Source organism: Pseudomonas sp. TSO6, assembly GCF_056098905.1.
Genome location: NZ_JBLZWV010000071.1, coordinates 1 through 16,145 on the forward strand (window position 1 = coordinate 1; position 16,145 = coordinate 16,145).

15 protein-coding genes are annotated in these 16,145 nt (G+C 63.7%); 4 read left to right on the forward strand and 11 right to left on the reverse strand.

The genetic code is table 11. The features are described 5' to 3' along the window. Positions 1-93: 93 nt before the first annotated feature. Together ACN6NG_RS28395 and ACN6NG_RS28400 are read right to left on the reverse strand one after the other, a co-directional pair. Entirely contained in the window at positions 94-963 is an 870-nt protein-coding gene (locus tag ACN6NG_RS28395) for a LysR family transcriptional regulator (RefSeq protein WP_063423274.1), read from the reverse strand. Positions 964-972: 9 nt separating this feature from the next. Then, entirely contained in the window at positions 973-3,225 is a 2,253-nt protein-coding gene (locus ACN6NG_RS28400; protein WP_353456606.1) for a heavy metal translocating P-type ATPase, read from the reverse strand. 83 nt (positions 3,226-3,308) lie between these two features. Between ACN6NG_RS28400 and cadR the strand changes: the two genes are divergently transcribed. Then, complete coding sequence (gene cadR, locus ACN6NG_RS28405) at positions 3,309-3,752, forward strand: cadmium resistance transcriptional regulator CadR (RefSeq protein ID WP_474317355.1); 444 nt, start codon at positions 3,309-3,311, stop codon at positions 3,750-3,752. Between the two features lie 123 nt (positions 3,753-3,875). On the opposite strand, the gene ACN6NG_RS28410 is transcribed toward cadR, so the two are convergent. The 3 genes from ACN6NG_RS28410 to ACN6NG_RS28420 are packed head-to-tail and all read right to left on the reverse strand — an operon-like array spanning position 3,876 to position 6,504. Next, entirely contained in the window at positions 3,876-4,847 is a 972-nt protein-coding gene (locus ACN6NG_RS28410; RefSeq protein WP_353456604.1) for a thymidylate synthase, read from the reverse strand. A 48-nt stretch (positions 4,848-4,895) separates the two neighbouring features. Beyond that, positions 4,896-5,705: a prolipoprotein diacylglyceryl transferase gene (gene lgt / locus ACN6NG_RS28415; protein WP_016502103.1), complete on the reverse strand. Its 810-nt coding sequence runs from the start codon at positions 5,703-5,705 to the stop codon at positions 4,896-4,898. Between the two features lie 16 nt (positions 5,706-5,721). Beyond that, positions 5,722-6,504 carry a sulfite exporter TauE/SafE family protein gene (locus ACN6NG_RS28420; RefSeq protein ID WP_016502104.1) on the reverse strand — a complete coding sequence of 261 codons (783 nt, stop codon included), beginning with the start codon at positions 6,502-6,504 and terminating at the stop codon, positions 5,722-5,724. 129 nt (positions 6,505-6,633) lie between these two features. Here ACN6NG_RS28420 and ACN6NG_RS28425 point away from each other — a divergent pair, with 129 nt between their 5' ends. Further along, a complete protein-coding gene (locus ACN6NG_RS28425; protein ID WP_353456603.1) occupies positions 6,634-7,380 on the forward strand; it encodes an NRDE family protein in 747 nt (248 codons plus the stop codon). A gap of 115 nt (positions 7,381-7,495) precedes the next feature. On the opposite strand, the gene ptsP is transcribed toward ACN6NG_RS28425, so the two are convergent. Together ptsP and ACN6NG_RS28435 are read right to left on the reverse strand one after the other, a co-directional pair. Then, positions 7,496-9,775, reverse strand: coding sequence for a phosphoenolpyruvate--protein phosphotransferase (gene ptsP, locus ACN6NG_RS28430; RefSeq protein WP_063423271.1), 2,280 nt, complete (start codon positions 9,773-9,775; stop codon positions 7,496-7,498). Between the two features lie 22 nt (positions 9,776-9,797). Continuing rightward, on the reverse strand, positions 9,798-10,277 hold the full coding sequence (locus ACN6NG_RS28435; RefSeq protein WP_003249017.1) for an RNA pyrophosphohydrolase: 480 nt from the start codon (positions 10,275-10,277) through the stop codon (positions 9,798-9,800). Between the two features lie 140 nt (positions 10,278-10,417). On the opposite strand from ACN6NG_RS28435, the gene ACN6NG_RS28440 reads away from it, so the two are divergent. Then, complete coding sequence (locus ACN6NG_RS28440; protein WP_353456602.1) at positions 10,418-11,074, forward strand: histidinol-phosphatase; 657 nt, start codon at positions 10,418-10,420, stop codon at positions 11,072-11,074. Positions 11,075-11,203: 129 nt separating this feature from the next. Here the strand turns inward: ACN6NG_RS28440 and ACN6NG_RS28445 are convergent, their stop codons facing one another. Together ACN6NG_RS28445 and ilvA are read right to left on the reverse strand one after the other, a co-directional pair. Next, the gene (locus tag ACN6NG_RS28445; RefSeq protein WP_063423269.1) at positions 11,204-11,629 is read right to left on the reverse strand and encodes a DUF2269 domain-containing protein; all 426 of its coding nucleotides are present in this window, start codon (positions 11,627-11,629) and stop codon (positions 11,204-11,206) included. A gap of 149 nt (positions 11,630-11,778) precedes the next feature. Continuing rightward, positions 11,779-13,293 (reverse strand): threonine ammonia-lyase, biosynthetic, encoded by a 1,515-nt coding sequence (gene ilvA, locus ACN6NG_RS28450; RefSeq protein WP_474317360.1) that lies wholly within the window; start codon positions 13,291-13,293, stop codon positions 11,779-11,781. A 135-nt stretch (positions 13,294-13,428) separates the two neighbouring features. Between ilvA and rpiA the strand changes: the two genes are divergently transcribed. Next, positions 13,429-14,103: a ribose-5-phosphate isomerase RpiA gene (rpiA, locus tag ACN6NG_RS28455; RefSeq protein ID WP_353456601.1), complete on the forward strand. Its 675-nt coding sequence runs from the start codon at positions 13,429-13,431 to the stop codon at positions 14,101-14,103. Positions 14,104-14,207: 104 nt separating this feature from the next. Here rpiA and ACN6NG_RS28460 read toward each other — a convergent pair whose 3' ends face one another. Both ACN6NG_RS28460 and ACN6NG_RS28465 read right to left on the reverse strand, forming a co-directional pair. Beyond that, a complete protein-coding gene (locus tag ACN6NG_RS28460) occupies positions 14,208-15,110 on the reverse strand; it encodes an SdiA-regulated domain-containing protein (protein WP_474317363.1) in 903 nt (300 codons plus the stop codon). Positions 15,111-15,199: 89 nt separating this feature from the next. Next, positions 15,200-16,120, reverse strand: a complete 921-nt coding sequence (locus ACN6NG_RS28465; RefSeq protein WP_063423265.1) for an SdiA-regulated domain-containing protein — start codon at positions 16,118-16,120, stop codon at positions 15,200-15,202. Positions 16,121-16,145: the final 25 nt, after the last annotated feature.

Genomic DNA, 16,145 nt, shown 5'->3' on the forward strand with positions numbered 1-16,145 from the left:
CTCCCACAGGTACACCTGCGCCCTTGAGAGCTATGCAGTCTCTGTGGGAGCTGGCTTGCCGGCGATAGGGCCAGTACAGCCATTAAAGAATTATCAGAAGTGCGAGCCGGCCACTTCCTGCGCCACCCCAAGAAAGGCAGCCGGCAACCTGGCCTGGCGCCGTTCCTTCAGGCAATACAGGTACTCATGCATCACCGGCGCATTCTCCAGCACGAGCACCCGCAGTTCGGGGTTGTGCGGCACCTCATGGCGGGCAATCACGCTGATGCCGATGTTGCGCAGCACCGCCTCGCGGATCGACTCGCGGCTGCCGATTTCCAGCAAGGCCCCGGCCGTCACCCCGGCCTCCTGCATCATCTGCTCGGTCAGCTGGCGCGTGGTCGAGCCCTTCTCCCGCATCAACAGGCAATGCCCGGCCACCACATCGATGGACACCGTCTGGCGGTGGGCCAATGGGTGGTTGCGGTGCACCGCCACCACCAGCGGATCGGTGCCCAGCACCCGCCGCACCAGCCGGGCGTCCTCCAGCAGCTGCGACGAAGCGGCGATATCCACCCGGTAGTCTTCGAGCATTTCCAGCACCTGCTGCGAGTTGCCGATCTCCACCGCCACATCCACTTGCGGCAAACGCTCGCGGTAGATCTTCACCAGGTCGAGAATGTAGTAAGGCGCTGTGGCGGCGATGCGCAAACTGCCTTGGGCCTGGCCGCTGTTGCGCAGCTCGAACTCGATGTCGGCCTCCTGCTGCAACAGCGCCTTGACCATCGGCAGCAGTCGCACGCCCTCTTCGCTCAACACCAGGCGCCGCCCGCCACGGTAGAACAGCTCGACCGTGTAGTGGCTTTCCAGGTTGCGGATCTGCGTGGTCACCGTGGGCTGGCTGAGCCCGAGCTTCTTTGCCGCCAGGGTGATGCTGCCCAGGCGGGCCACCATGTAAAAGGCTTTAAGCTCCGAACTCAGCATGCACGTCCTCTATTTGCGCAAAAGGCGCAAGCCGTTGAACACCACCAGCAAGCTCACGCCCATGTCGGCGAACACTGCCATCCACAGGGTGGCCATGCCGGCAAAGGTAATCGCCAGGAATATCGCCTTGACGCCCAACGCCAGAACGATGTTCTGCATGAGGATCGCCGCACTTTGGCGCGACAGCCTGACGAAGGCGGGGATTTTCCGCAAGTCGTCGTCCATCAGTGCCACATCGGCGGTTTCGATGGCGGTGTCGGTGCCGGCAGCGGCCATGGCAAAACCGATCTCGGCACGGGCCAGGGCCGGGGCGTCGTTGATGCCGTCACCGACCATGCCCACCCGATGGCCCTGTGCGTACAAGGCTTCGATGGTTTTCAGTTTGTCGGCAGGCAGCAGGTTGCCCTCCGCGCGGTCGATACCCACCACGGCGGCGATGGCCTGCGCGGTATGCGGATTATCACCGGTCAGCATGACAGTCTTGATGCCCAGCTCATGCAGCTCGGCAATGGCCTGGCGGCTGCTGTCCTTGACCGTATCGGCCACTGCAAAAAGGGCCAGCGGGCCACTGCGGTCAAGCAGCAGGACCACGGTCTTGCCCTGGCGCTCCAGCGCATCCAGCTGGGCTTCCAGCTCGGGTGAGCACAGCCCCAGTTCTTCCACCAGGCGGTGGTTGCCCAGGTGGTAGACCTCGCCAGCGATGGTGCCACGCACGCCGCGCCCGGCCAGGGCAGCGAAGTCATCGACCTCGCTCAAGGCCAGGCCTTGCTCCTTGCCGAACTGGGCAATGGCGCGGGAAACCGGGTGGTCCGAACGTTCGCCCAAGCTGGCAGCCAGGGCTTGCGCACGGCCTTCGAACACCGGCTCCAGTACTTTGGCGTCGGTCTGTACCGGCTTGCCGTGGGTGATGGTGCCGGTCTTGTCCAGGGCCAGGTAATCCAGGTGGCGGCCGCCTTCCAGGTACACACCGCCCTTGATCAGGATGCCTTTACGCGCAGCAGCGGCCAGCCCGCTGACGATGGTCACCGGGGTCGAGATAACCAGGGCGCACGGGCACGCGACCACCAGCAGCACCAGGGCGCGGTACACCCAGTCGAACCAGCTTGCGGCCATGAACAGCGGCGGGATCACCGCCACGGCCAGGGCGATAGCAAACACCACCGGGGTATAGATACGCGAAAACTGGTCGACGAAGCGCTGGGTAGGCGCCCGCGCGCCTTGCGCTTCCTCCACGGCCTTGATGATCCGCGCCAGGGTCGATTGCCCCGCGCCAGCGGTAACGCGAAACTCCAGCGCACCCGCCTGGTTGATGGTGCCGGCGAACAGTTTGTCGCCTACGGCCTTCTCCACAGGCAAGCTTTCGCCGGTGATCGGCGCCTGATCGACGCTGGATTGCCCACTGCTCACTTCGCCATCCAGGCCGATGCGCTCGCCGGGGCGCACCCGCACCAACGCGCCGATGGCCACTTCGCGCACATCCACTTCGCGCCATTGGCCATCTGCCTGCTGCACCGTGGCCATGTCCGGGGTCAGCTGCATCAGCCCGCTGATGGCATTGCGTGCGCGGTCCAGCGAGCGGGCTTCGATCAGCTCGGCAACGGTAAACAGCACCATCACCATGGCCGCTTCCGGCCACTGGCCGATCAGCACAGCACCGGTCACGGCGATGCTCATCAGCGCATTGATGTTGAGGTTGCGGTTTTTCAGGGCAATCCAGCCCTTCTTGTAGGTGCCCAGGCCGCAACCAAGAATGGCTGCCAGCGCCAATGCCGCCACCAGCCATTCCGGCGCCAGCGCGGCAAAGTGCACGATTTCGGCGGCGATGGCGGCAACACCCGACAATGCCAGCGGCCACCAGCGGGTCTTGGCCGGTTGGGGCGCGGCGGCGGTACTGTCGCCTTCGGCACCAAGCGGCTCGGCCTTCATCCCCAGGCTGTCGATGGCACGCTCGATGTCGGCAGTGCCGTCCAGGGTGTGGCGTACGCCAAGTACGCGGTTGATCAGGTTGAATTCCAGCTGCTCGATACCGGCCAGCTTGCCCAGCTTGTCCTGGATCAGGGTCTGCTCGGTCGGGCAGTCCATGGCGTCGATGCGGAAGCGGCTGAGCTGTGCCTGGGCACTGGCCGTTTCAGTCAGCTGCACCAGCGCCGGGGCGGCTTTGGCCCCGCAGCAGCTGTGGCCGTGGGCGGCGTGCCCATGGTCGTCATCGCCATGGGCGTGATCGTGCGGATGCTTGTGTTCGTGGCTGACAGGCTGGTTCATGGGGTCGTCCTTAAAGTGAGCCTGTTGCCAAGTGAACACCCTGTAGCCACTATAGGGTCAAGCCACTTGCTGGAGATTTCGTGATGAAGATCGGAGAACTGGCCAAAGCCACCGACTGCGCGGTGGAAACCATCCGCTACTACGAGCGTGAACACCTGCTGCCCGAGCCTGCCCGTACAGAAGGCAACTACCGGCTGTATACCCAGGCCCACGTGGAACGGCTGACCTTCATCCGCAACTGCCGCACCCTGGACATGACCCTGGAAGAAATCCGCAGCCTGCTACGCCTGCGCGACAGCCCTGACGACTCGTGCGGCAGCGTCAATGCGCTGATCGACGAACATATCGAGCATGTGCAAGCGCGGATCGATGGCTTGGTGGCGTTGCAAGAGCAGCTGGTGGAGCTGCGACGGCGCTGCAGCGCGCAGGGGAGTGAATGCGCGATCTTGCAGCAACTGGAGACGAACGGGGCGGTATCGGTGCCGGAAACCGAGCATTCGCATGTGGGGCGCAGTCACGGGCATTGAGCCAAAAACTTCGCGGGCACGCCCGCTCCCACAGGGACCGCACAGGGCCTGGCCTTGAGTAGTACTTGTGGGAGCCGGCTTGCCGGCGAAAGGGGCGCAAAGCGCCCCCGGTAATCTAGAAAATTACACAGCCATCGGCGCTGTCATCGGCGCATGGTGCTCATAGCCTTCCAGCCAGAAATCACTCGGCTCGATCTTCTCCAGCCACTCCGGCTCGTACTTGCCCGTCTCGGCAAACGCCGGCACGCGGTCGCTGATCACCAGCTTCGGCGCTTTCAGCGGCTCGCGCTTGAGCTGCTCGTTCAGCATGTCCAGGTGGTTTTCATACACATGGGCATCGCCTATGAAGTAGGTGAACCAGCGCGGGGTGTAACCGGTCAGGCGGCCGAACAGCGACAGCAGCGCCGCGCCTTCGGTGAGGTTGAACGGTGTGCCCAGGCCCAGGTCGTTGGAGCGGATGTAAAGGGTCAGGGAAATTTCCTTGGTCTCTACATTCGGGTGGAACTGGTACAGCAGGTGACACGGCGGCAGGGCCATCTCGTCCAGCTGCGCGCAGTTCCAGCCGTGGAACAGGATGCGGCGGCTGCCCGGGTCGTTGGCGATGGTGTCCAGGCACTGGCGCACCTGGTCGATGGCCTTGTACAGGACCACGAACGCCTGGCCGTCTTCTTCGTCCTGGGCAATACGGCGGAAGCCGGCCTTCTCGGCCATTTCGACAGCGGCCGGGTTGCTAAGCGGGATGCGCTTGTAGCCCGGCCACTGGCGCCATTGCACGCCGTAGATCTCGCCCAGGTCGTCATGGCCCTGGCGGAACGGGTTGGCCAGCCACTGGGCGTTTTCGTTGGCGTTCTGGTCCCAGACCTTGCAGCCCAGCTCACGGAATTCACCGGCGTTTTTCACGCCCCGCAGGAAGCCGACCATCTCGCCGATCGCCGACTTGAACGCCAGCTTGCGCGTGGTGATCGCCGGGAAGCCCTTCTGCAGGTCGAAGCGCAGCATGGCGCCCGGCATGCTGATGGTACGGATGCCGGTGCGGTTGCCTTGCAACGTACCGTTTTCGATGACTTCACGGACCAGATCTAGATACTGTTTCATGACTTTCCTGTAACAAGAACGGCAGGGGGATCGCCCCTGCCGTGAAAATCATACGGCTGGTTTTGCCGTAGGTTTGCGGTTGTAGGCCAACCAGATCAGGAAGATGCCGCCGACGATCATCGGCAAGCAAAGCAACTGACCCATGGTCAACCAGCCGAAGGCAATGTAGCCAAGCTGGGCATCCGGCACCCGCACAAACTCCACGATAAAGCGGAAAATGCCGTAGAACAGCGCGAACATGCCGGAAACGGCCATGGTCGGGCGCGGTTTGCGCGAGTACAACCAGAGAATCACGAATAATGCCACACCTTCCAGGGCAAACTGGTACAGCTGCGACGGATGACGGGGCAACTGGGCAGGGTCGCTGAACGGCGGGAACACCATCGCCCACGGCACGTCGGTCGCCTTGCCCCACAGCTCGGCGTTGATAAAGTTGCCAATACGCCCGGCACCCAGGCCGATCGGCACCAGCGGGGCAACGAAGTCCATCAGCTCGAAGAACGACTTGTTGTTGCGCTTGCCGAACCACAAGGCCGCCAGCATCACGCCGATGAAGCCGCCGTGGAACGACATGCCGCCCTTCCACACCTCGAAGATCAGCGTCGGGTTGGCCAGGTAGGCATGCAGGTCGTAGAACAGCACGTAACCCAGGCGGCCACCGACGATCACCCCCATCGACAACCAGAACACCAGGTCGGAAAGCTTCTCGCGGCTCCAGGTGGGGTCAAAGCGGTTCAACCGGCGCGAAGCCAGCAGCCAGGCACCGCCGATGCCGATCAGGTACATCAGCCCGTACCAATGGATTTTCAGCGGCCCGATGGCCAAGGCCACGGGGTCTATCTGCGGGTAAGGCAGCATGGAACTTCCTCTCGATTCAAATCAAAAAGCTGAGGCCGACACAGAACAGCAGCGCTGCGAACAGGCGTTTCAACAAACGGGGCGACAGCTTGTGCGCCAGACGCGCGCCAAAGCGGGCGAAAAACATGCTGGTCACGGCAATGCCGACCATCGCCGGCAGGTAGACGTAACCCAGGCTGTGGGCCGGCAGGTGCTCCTCGTGCCAGCCCAGCAGCATGAAGCTCAGGGCACTGGCCACGGCAATCGGCAGGCCACAGGCCGAGGACGTGGCCACCGCCTGCTGCATGGGCAGGCTGCGCCAGGTCAGGAACGGCACAGTCAGCGAACCACCGCCGATGCCGAAAATGGCCGAGGCCCAGCCAATCACCCCACCGGCCCCGATCAAGGCGGGTTTGCCCGGGATGCCGCGACTTGCCTTGGGTTTGAGGTCCAGGGCCATCTGCGCGGCGATGACCAGGGCGAACACGCCGATGATCTTCTGCAGCAGCGGGCCCTGGATCAGCGAGGCGGTCTTGGCACCGACACCGGCCCCCAGCAGGATGCCGAGGGTCATCCAGGCGAAGATCGGCCATTGCACCGCGCCCTTGCGGTGGTGCTCAAGCACGGCGTTGATCGACGTGAACACGATGGTTGCCAGCGATGTGCCGACCGCCAGGTGGGTCAGCACTGAGGCGTCGAAGCCCTGCAAGGTGAAGCTGAACACCAGCACCGGCACGATGATGATGCCACCGCCCACGCCGAACAGCCCGGCCAGCACACCGGCACAGGCGCCCAACAGCAGATAGAGCACGAATTCCATTCGGCTTCCCCGAAAAATCAATCCGGCATGGTAACGGAAGCCGGCCTCGGGGCTCTAGTGAACTCTGTGTCAGGATGGATCGGCCACGCCGCTGTGGGTACAGTGGCAGAAAACACAGAGGCCAAACCGATGTGCCTGATCGTATTTGCCTGGCGGCCGGGGCATGCCCTGCCGCTGATCGTCGCGGCCAACCGAGACGAGTTCTATGCCCGTCCCACTCAACCCTTGGCGGCCTGGGAAGATGCGCCCGGGGTGCATGCCGGGCGCGACCTGGAGGCCGGTGGCACATGGCTGGGCGTGGGGCCGCAGGGGCGGTTTGCGGCGCTGACCAATATCCGCGACCCGGGCCAGGCACTGGGGCCGCGCTCGCGAGGTGAACTGGTGGCGGCGTACCTGCAGGGTGAACTTGGTGTCGAGGCTTACCTGGACCAGGTGGCCAGCCGCAGCGGGCAGTATTCGGGGTTCAACCTGCTGGTGGGTGATGGGCGACAGCTGGGTTACCTGCACGCCCGTGACGCCACGCCGTGCCTGCTGGACGCTGGGGTGTACGGGTTATCCAACGCAGGGCTGGATACGCCGTGGCCAAAGCTGGTGAAGGCACGTAGCGGGCTGGAGGGCCTGCTGGAAACACCGGAGCCGGATCGGCTGCTGGCTTTGCTGGCGGATAACGAGCCGGCGGCGGATGGCGACCTGCCCGAGACAGGCGTGGGGGTGGCGACCGAGAAATTGCTGTCGAGCGTATTCATCGCCAGTCAGAATTACGGGACCCGGGCGAGTACGGTGTTGATCGCGGATGATCAGGGACGAAGGCGGCTGATCGAGCGCAGTTTCGGGCCCTTTGGTGGGCACCTCGGGGAAGTTGAGCTAGTGGTTTGAGGGCCATGGGGCTGCTGCGCAGCCCATCGCGACGCAAGGCCGCTCCTACAGGACATCGCGTACGCCTGTAGGAGCGGCCTTGCGTCGCGATGGGCCGCGAAGCGGCCCCAGAATTTCACAGGGTTTTGTTGGCCCCTGGCCCGATCATCCGCGCCAACCCAAGGTTCTTCAGGGCCAGCTGCAACGAGCTGTGGATAACTTGCGGGTTGTCATGGCTCAAGGCCTCAGCCAGCAGTTCCTTGGCCTTGCTCATGTTCACCTGGCGCAGCATCCACTTCACCTTCGGCAGGTTGGTGGCGTTCATCGACAGGCTGTCGAAGCCCATGGCCATCAACAGGATGGCCGCCGCCGGGTCACCGGCCATCTCACCGCAGATGCTCACCGGCTTGCCTTCGCCATGGGCGTCGCGCACTACAGTGCTCAGCGCTTGCAGCACCGCCGGGTGCAGGTAGTCGTACAGGTCGGCAACCCGCGGGTTGTTGCGGTCCACCGCCAGCAGGTACTGGGTCAGGTCGTTGGAACCGACCGACAGGAAGTCCACCTGCCGCGCCAGTTCCTTGGTCTGGTACACCGCCGCAGGGATTTCCACCATCACGCCCACCGGCGGCATCGGCACGTCGGTGCCTTCGTCACGCACCTCGCCCCAGGCGCGGTGGATCAGGTGCAGCGCTTCTTCCAGCTCGTGGATGCCGGAAATCATCGGCAGCAGGATGCGCAGGTTGTTCAGGCCCTCGCTGGCCTTGAGCATGGCGCGGGTCTGCACCAGGAAGATTTCCGGGTGGTCGAGGGTGACACGGATGCCGCGCCAGCCCAGGAAGGGGTTTTCTTCCTTGATCGGGAAGTACGAAAGCGCCTTGTCACCGCCGATGTCGAGGGTGCGCATGGTCACCGGCAGCGGGTGGAAGGCCGCCAGCTGCTCACGGTAGATGGCCAGCTGCTCTTTCTCGCTGGGGAAGCGCTGGTTGATCATGAACGGCACTTCGGTGCGGTACAGGCCTACCCCTTCGGCGCCGCGCTGCTGGGCACGAGCCACATCGGCGAGCAAGCCGGTGTTGACCCACAGCGGCATGCGGTGGCCGTCGGGGGTGATGCATGGCAGTTCGCGCAGGGCATCCAGGCCCTGGGCCAGCTGGCGCTCTTCCTCGACCACTTCGCTGTACTGCTTGCGAAGCACTTCGCTGGGGTTGGTGAACACCTCGCCCTTGTAGCCGTCGACAATCAGTTCGATACCGTCGACCTTGGAGTACGGCAGGTCGACCAGGCCCATCACCGTGGGGATGCCCATGGCGCGAGCGAGGATGGCGACGTGGGAGTTGCCCGAACCCAGTACCGAGACCAGGCCCACCAGCTTGCCTTCCGGCACTTCACCGAGCATGGCCGGTGTCAGCTCTTCACTGACCAGGATGGTGTTGTCTGCATACACCAGCGACTGCGAGCGGGCTTCCTGCAGGTAGGCCAGCAGGCGCCGGCCAAGGTCCTTGACGTCGGAGGCGCGCTCGCGCAGGTAGTCATCGTCCATCAGCTCGAAGCGGCTGACGTGCTCGCCAACCACCTGGCGCAGGGCGCCCTGCGCCCACTGGCCGGTCTTGATGACTTCGGTCACCTCGCCGCCCAGGGCTGCATCTTCGAGCATCATCAGGTACACATCGAACAACGCGCGCTCTTCAGGGCGCAGCTGGGTGGCCAGCTTGGCCGACAGCTTGCGCATGTCGTCGCGCACGCCTTCAAGGGCGTTCTGGAACAGCTTGAGTTCCGCGTCGATGTCATCGACGGCCTTGTCCGGCACCACTTCCAGGTCGGCCGGCGGCAGCATCACCACCGCGCGGCCCACGGCAGCGCCAGGCGAGCCAGGCACACCGACGAAGCGCGCTTCCTGGATACCCTTGCCCTGGCGGCCCAGGCCACGGATCGAGCCAGTGGCTTCGGCGTGGGCAATTACCCCGGCAAGCTGGGCGCTCATGGTGACCAGGAAGGCTTCTTCACCCTCGTCGAACTGGCGGCGCTCCTTTTGCTGAATGACCAACACCCCGACCACGCGGCGGTGGTGAATGATCGGTGCACCCAGGAAGGAGGCGAATTTTTCTTCACCGGTTTCGGCAAAGTAGCGGTAACGCGGGTGGTCGGCGGCGTTTTCCAGGTTCAGCGGCTCTTCCCGGGTACCGACCAGGCCAACCAGGCCTTCGTTGGGGGCCATGCTGACCTTGCCGATGGAGCGCTTGTTCAGGCCTTCGGAAGCCATCAGCACGAAGCGGTTGGTTTCCGGGTCGAGCAGGTAGACCGAGCAGACCTGGCTGCCCATGGCCTCCTTGACGCGCAAGACAATGATCCCCAACGCCGACTTGAGATCTTTGGCGGAGTTTACTTCCTGGACGATCTTGCGCAGCGTATTGAGCATGGCTCGGGGTCGAACTCCGTCGTCAGTCGCGCGTCAGCAGACGCGGTGCTAGCTCTTTCAGGGCGCGTCGGTACACCTCGCGCTTGAATGTCACAACCTGGCCCAGCGGATACCAATAGCTCACCCAGCGCCAGCCGTCGAATTCCGGCTTGCCGGTCAGGTCCATCCGCACCCGCTGTTCATTGCTGACCAGCCGTAGCAGGAACCACTTCTGCTTCTGGCCGATGCACAGCGGCTGGCTGTGGGTACGTACCAGTCGCTGGGGTAAACGATAACGCAACCAACCGCGGGTGCAGGCAAGAATTTCCACATCATCGCGTTCAAGGCCAACTTCTTCGTTCAGCTCGCGGTACAGGGCATCTTCCGGCGTCTCGTCAGGGTTGATACCCCCCTGGGGAAACTGCCAGGCATCCTGGTTGATCCGGCGAGCCCATAGCACCTGCCCGGCATCATTCGTGAGAATGATCCCGACATTGGGGCGAAAACCATCCGGGTCGATCACGGCAGCAACCTCGCAAACGCATGTCACCGCATTGTTCCACAAAGCTTGCGAGCGCAGCAACGCGCCCGCCAAGCTTATGTGCAGCCGGGTGAAAACTCCGTATTCTGCGGGCCTACCTGTAGCTGATGCGAGTGACCGCAATGCGCCTGGCTTTATTCGACCTGGACAATACCCTCCTCGGTGGCGACAGCGACCATGCCTGGGGTGATTACCTTTGCGAGCGCGGCATTCTCGACCCGGTCGCCTACAAGCAACGCAACGATGGCTTCTACCAGGACTACCTCAACGGCACCCTGGACCTGCAGGCCTACCTGGCCTTTTCCATGGAGATCCTGGCGGCAACGCCTGTGACACAGCTCGACGAATGGCACCGCGACTTCATGCGCGACTGCATCGAGCCGATCATCCTGCCCAAGGCCCTGGCCTTGCTGCAGCAGCACCGCGAGGCGGGCGACCAGTTGGTGATCATCACCGCCACCAACCGTTTCGTGACCGCCCCGATTGCCCGGCGCCTCGGGGTTCGGGTACTGCTGGCAACCGAATGCGAGATGCACGACGGCCGCTATACCGGCCGCAGTACCGATATACCGTGTTTCCGTGAAGGCAAGGTGACACGGCTGGAACGCTGGATGCTGGAAAACGGCTTCGACCTGGAAGACAGCTACTTCTATAGCGACTCGATGAACGACCTGCCGCTGCTGCAACGGGTGACGCATGCGGTGGCGGTGGACCCGGACCCGAACCTGCGGGCCGAGGCCGAGAAGCGCGGGTGGCCGGTGGTTTCGCTGCGGGATTGAGGTTTTCCTGGGCCGGCCCTTTCGCGGGTGAACCCGCTCCCACAGGTACTGCGCTGCCCTCAGGCCTTGTGCAGTCCCTGTGGGAGCGGGTTTACCCGCGAAGAGGCCGGCACGGGCAACCCAGGGCTGTCAGACTGGCTTGGCGCCCATCAGCCCGGCAATGGACAGGAAGCAGACCCCGCTGAACACCGCCAGCGCCAGGGTAAACCGCAGCCCCACCACTTCGGCCTTGCGCAGCCGGTTCAGCCGTACCAGCAGCCACCACACGGCAAAGGCGCCGAAGATATAGATGACGCTGGACGCCAGCACCCAGGTCTGCCCCAGTGGCCAGCCCACCAGGTGCACCAGCCACCAGCCGGTGAACGGCATGCTTACCAGGCACAGGCCCATCACCAGCCAGATGAATACCAGCGGCCGGCGCAACAGCTTGGCGTATGCTTCGGCATCGCCTTGGCGGCGAGCGCGCACCGTCCACACCGCCAGGCCCAAGGCGCCCAGAAACAGCAGTGCGGTGGCGATGATGTGCAGGGTCTTGAGGGTGGTCAGGTGTTCCATGTCTCGGTTGTCCTTGAACAGGCCATTATTGCGGTGGCTTCTTCGCGGGCTCGCCCGCTCCCACAGAGTTATCACAGGCCTTGAGGCCTGCGCAGCACTTGTGGGAGCTGGCTTGCCGGCGATAGGGCCATCAGCCCTAGCTTAGCCGCTCAGCCCAGGAACAGCTTGTACGCCGGGTTCTCGGTCTCGTCCCAGTAGGGGTAGCCGATCTTGGCCAGCGCGGCCGGCACCAGGTGGCGCTCGTCCTCCGGCACCTGCAAGCCCGCCACCACGCGCCCGTCAGCCGCGCCATGGTTGCGGTAGTGGAACATCGAGATGTTCCAGCGCCCGCCCAGCTTATTGAGGAAGTTGAACAACGCTCCTGGCCGCTCCGGGAATTCGAAGCGCAACACCATTTCATCGCTGGCACCGGCCGAATGGCCGCCAACCATGTGACGAATGTGCAGCTTGGCCAGCTCGTTGTCGGTCAGATCGGTAACCGGGAAGCCCTGCTCGGTCAGATGCTGCACCAGCGCCGCACGTGGGTCGTTTTCCGGGTGGGTCTGCACGCCAACGAAGATGTGCGCCTCGTCGGAGGTGTGCTTGCGGTAGTTGAATTCGGTGATCTGCCGCTTGCCGATAGCCTCGCAGAAGGCCTTGAAGCTGCCTGGGCGCTCCGGGATGGTCACGGCGATGATCGCTTCGCGCTTCTCACCCAGCTCGGCACGCTCGGCCACGTGGCGCAGGCGGTCGAAGTTGACGTTGGCGCCGGAGTCGATCGCCACCAGGGTTTGCCCGGTCACGCCGTACAGGTCGACGAACTTCTTGATGCCGGCCACGCCCAAGGCGCCGGCAGGCTCGGTGATCGAGCGGGTATCGTCGTAGATATCCTTGATAGCTGCACAGATCTCGTCGGTGCTGACCGTCACCACTTCATCCACATGGTGGCGGCAGATATCGAAGGTGTGCTGGCCGATCTGCGCCACCGCCACGCCGTCGGCGAACAACCCGACCTGTGGCAGCACCACGCGCTCACCGGCCGCCATGGCCGCCTGCAGGCAGTTGGAGTCGTCGGGCTCGACACCAATCACCTTGATTTCCGGGCGCAGGTACTTCACATAGGCGGCAATGCCGGCGATCAGGCCACCACCGCCCACAGGCACGAAGATCGCGTCCAGCTGGCCAGGGTGCTGGCGCAGGATTTCCATGGCAACGGTGCCCTGCCCGGCAATGGTGTGCGGGTCGTCATAAGGGTGGACATAAACAAAGCCCTTCTCGTCGACCAGTTTCAGCGAATAAGCCAGCGCTTCTGGGAACGAGTCGCCATGCAGCACGACCTTGCCACCGCGCGAGCGCACGCCTTCGATCTTGATCTCCGGGGTGGTCTTGGGCATCACGATAGTGGCCTTGATGCCCATCTCGCGCGCAGCCAGGGCCAGGCCCTGGGCGTGGTTGCCGGCCGAGGCGGTGACCACGCCACGGGCCAGCTCTTCCGGGGTCAGCTGGGCCAGTTTGTTGTACGCCCCTCGAATCTTGAACGAGAACACCGGCTGCAGGTCTTCACGCTTGAGCAAAATCTGGTTGCCCAGGCGCTTGCTCAGCTGCCCGGCGCTCTGCAGCGGGGTTTCGACGGCAACGTCATAGACGCGCGAGGTGAGGATCTTCTTGACGTACTGTTCGAGCATCGGGAAAGCATCACTGGGCCGCGGGACGAGGGCTGCGAGTCTACCCCAGCGCTACGTCGGGCGACCACAGCAAAGCCGCCCAAGCCGTTATACTAGGCAACTTTGAAAACCGCCCTGCCCCTTTTCGGAGCCCGCATGACCCAGGACCAACTCAAACAGGCCGTCGCCCTGGCCGCTGTCGACTTCATTCTGCCCAAGCTGGATGAAAAGAGCGTCGTCGGCGTCGGTACCGGCTCGACTGCCAACTTCTTCATCGACGCCCTGGCTCAGCACAAGACTGCCTTCGACGGCGCAGTCGCCAGCTCCGAAGCCACCGCCCAGCGTCTGAAGGGCCATGGCATCCCGGTCTACGAGCTGAACAGTGTCAGCGAGCTGGAGTTCTACGTGGACGGCGCCGACGAGAGCGACGCACACCTGAACCTGATCAAGGGCGGCGGTGCGGCCCTGACCCGCGAGAAGATCGTCGCCGCTGTGGCCAAGACCTTCATCTGCATCGCCGACGGCAGCAAGCTGGTGCCGGTACTGGGCGCTTTCCCGCTGCCGGTCGAAGTGATCCCGATGGCGCGCAGCCATGTGGCCCGTCAGCTGGTCAAGCTGGGCGGCGACCCGGTGTACCGCGAAGGCGTGGTCACCGACAACGGCAACGTGATCCTCGATGTGCATAACCTGCAGATCACCAACCCGGTGGAGCTGGAGGCGCAAATCAACGCCATCGTCGGCGTGGTGACCAATGGCCTATTCGCCGCGCGGCCGGCGGACCTGCTGCTGCTGGGTACCTCTGAAGGTGTGAAAACCCTCAAGGCCGAGTGATGGCAATCGCCGGCAAGCCAGCTCCCACAGGTACTGCACAGGTTTCAGGCTCAGCGCAGTACCTGTGGGAGCTGGCTTGCCGGCGATAGGGCCCTCACAGGCAATCAATCTGCCGGCTGCTTGAACACATAGAACAGGTTCGGCTCACTGACCAGGTAGATGGTCCCCGCCTCGTCCATCGCAATCCCCTCCGCCTGCGGCACCGTTGCCCGCAACCCCTGGAAGCCCTTGCGCAACGACAAGGTGCTCAGCGGCCGACCTTCAACATCCAGCTCCAGCACCAGGCGCGACTCGTCCGACAGCGCCAGCAAATGCCCACTGCGCTCATCGAACTGCAGACTCGACAGGTCCCGCACAAACAGCCGTGAATCACGCTTGCGGTCCTGCACCACATGCACGGCGTAGGGCTTTTCCGGGTTGTCATGCGGGAAGCCATGCACCTCGTAGATCAGCATCGGGTCACGCTCCTTCGCCACGAACAGGCGCTTGCCCGCCGAATCGTAGGCCAGGCCCTCGAAGCCCTTGTTGCCGTTCAGGCCAATGCCCAAGCTGAGCTGTTCGGCATCACCGGCATCGAGGAACATCGTGTCGTCTTCCAGCCGTACACGAATCAGCCGTTGTTGACGCTCGTCGGTGATCACGTAGCTGTTGGGCCCTACATACTCCACCGCTTCCGGGTCGCCGAAGCCAGTCAGCGGTATGCGGCGCAGAATACGGCCATCCAGCGACAACTCGATCAGTTCCGAGCGGGCGTTGGTGACGGTGAACAGGGTCTTGCGGTCAGGGTCGTAGGTCAGCGCGGAGATATCGTCATCCAGCCCTTCGACCGGCTGCGCCTCCACCACCACCCGGTAGCGGTCCAGGCCGATGCTCTGCCCGGCGGGCTGCCACCAGGTCTTCAGGTTGAACCAGCCCCGCTCGAACAGGCGAAACTCCTGCCCGGCCCAGCCGAGCAGGAGCAGACCGATAACGGCCAGGGCAAGAAACAGGCGAACAAGAAGACGCATGGGGCAGACTCGACGTGGGGGTGGCGAATCTAACCATGTACAACTGAAATAAAGCTTAATGCCAGCATCAGAAACGTCGGATGTTGGGGTCAGTTCTTTCTGAAGCGATAAAACAGGGCCGGCTCGCTGACCATGTACAGGTTGCCCTTGTCGTCCATGGCTACACCTTCAGCGCGCGGAATGGTGTCTTCAAGCCCGTTGAAGCCGCCCAGCAAGGTCATGAAGCTGACTTGCTGGCCCTGCTCGTCCAGCTCCAGCAGCATGTTGGAGTCGGCCGAGAGCACCAGCAGGTGGCCCGTACGCGGGTCGACACCCAGTGCAGACAGGTTGCGCAGGTCGAGCTCTTCGCTAGGCAACGGCTGCTTCTGGCCCTTGAGAGGGCTGCGGCCATCGGTGTTCCAGGTGTAGAGCTTGGGCGGGCGCTCCTCGCCGATGACCAGGCGCTGACGCAGCGGGTCCCAGGCGATGGCCTCGAAGCCCTTGTTGCTCTTCACTGACGGGCCCAGGTCGTGGCTCTGGAAATCGGCGTGGTTCAACGCGGTGGTCTGCGCATCCACCTTGACCACGGTCAGGTCATGCAGGCGCTCGTCGGTGATAGCCAGGTAGCCATCCTCCAGCACGGCGACGCCTTCCGGGTTGTTCCAGCCGTTGAGCGGGATCTTGCGCAGTACATCGCCCTCCAGGCTCAGCTCGACCAGGATCGGGTTCTTGCCCATGACCGCGAACAGAGTGCGGGTATGCGGGTTGAAGGCCAGGTCCGAGGCTTCGTCATCGTCCATACCCGGTAGCGGCTTGGCATCGATATCGACCTGATAGTCCGGCAGCCACACGCTTTCGCTGCGCTCGGCGGTGCTTTCAAAGCTTTCCTTCAGCCACAGCGCGCCGCGGTCATCCCAGTGCATGGCCACCGCGACGCCATAACCAATCACCGCCGCCACGGCCAGGCCGAAGGGCCAGCGCAGGTAGAAGCGACGCTTGGGAGTTGCAGGGGCGCTGGAGGGTGATGGCATGCGGGTGTCCTGGGGAATGGGCGTA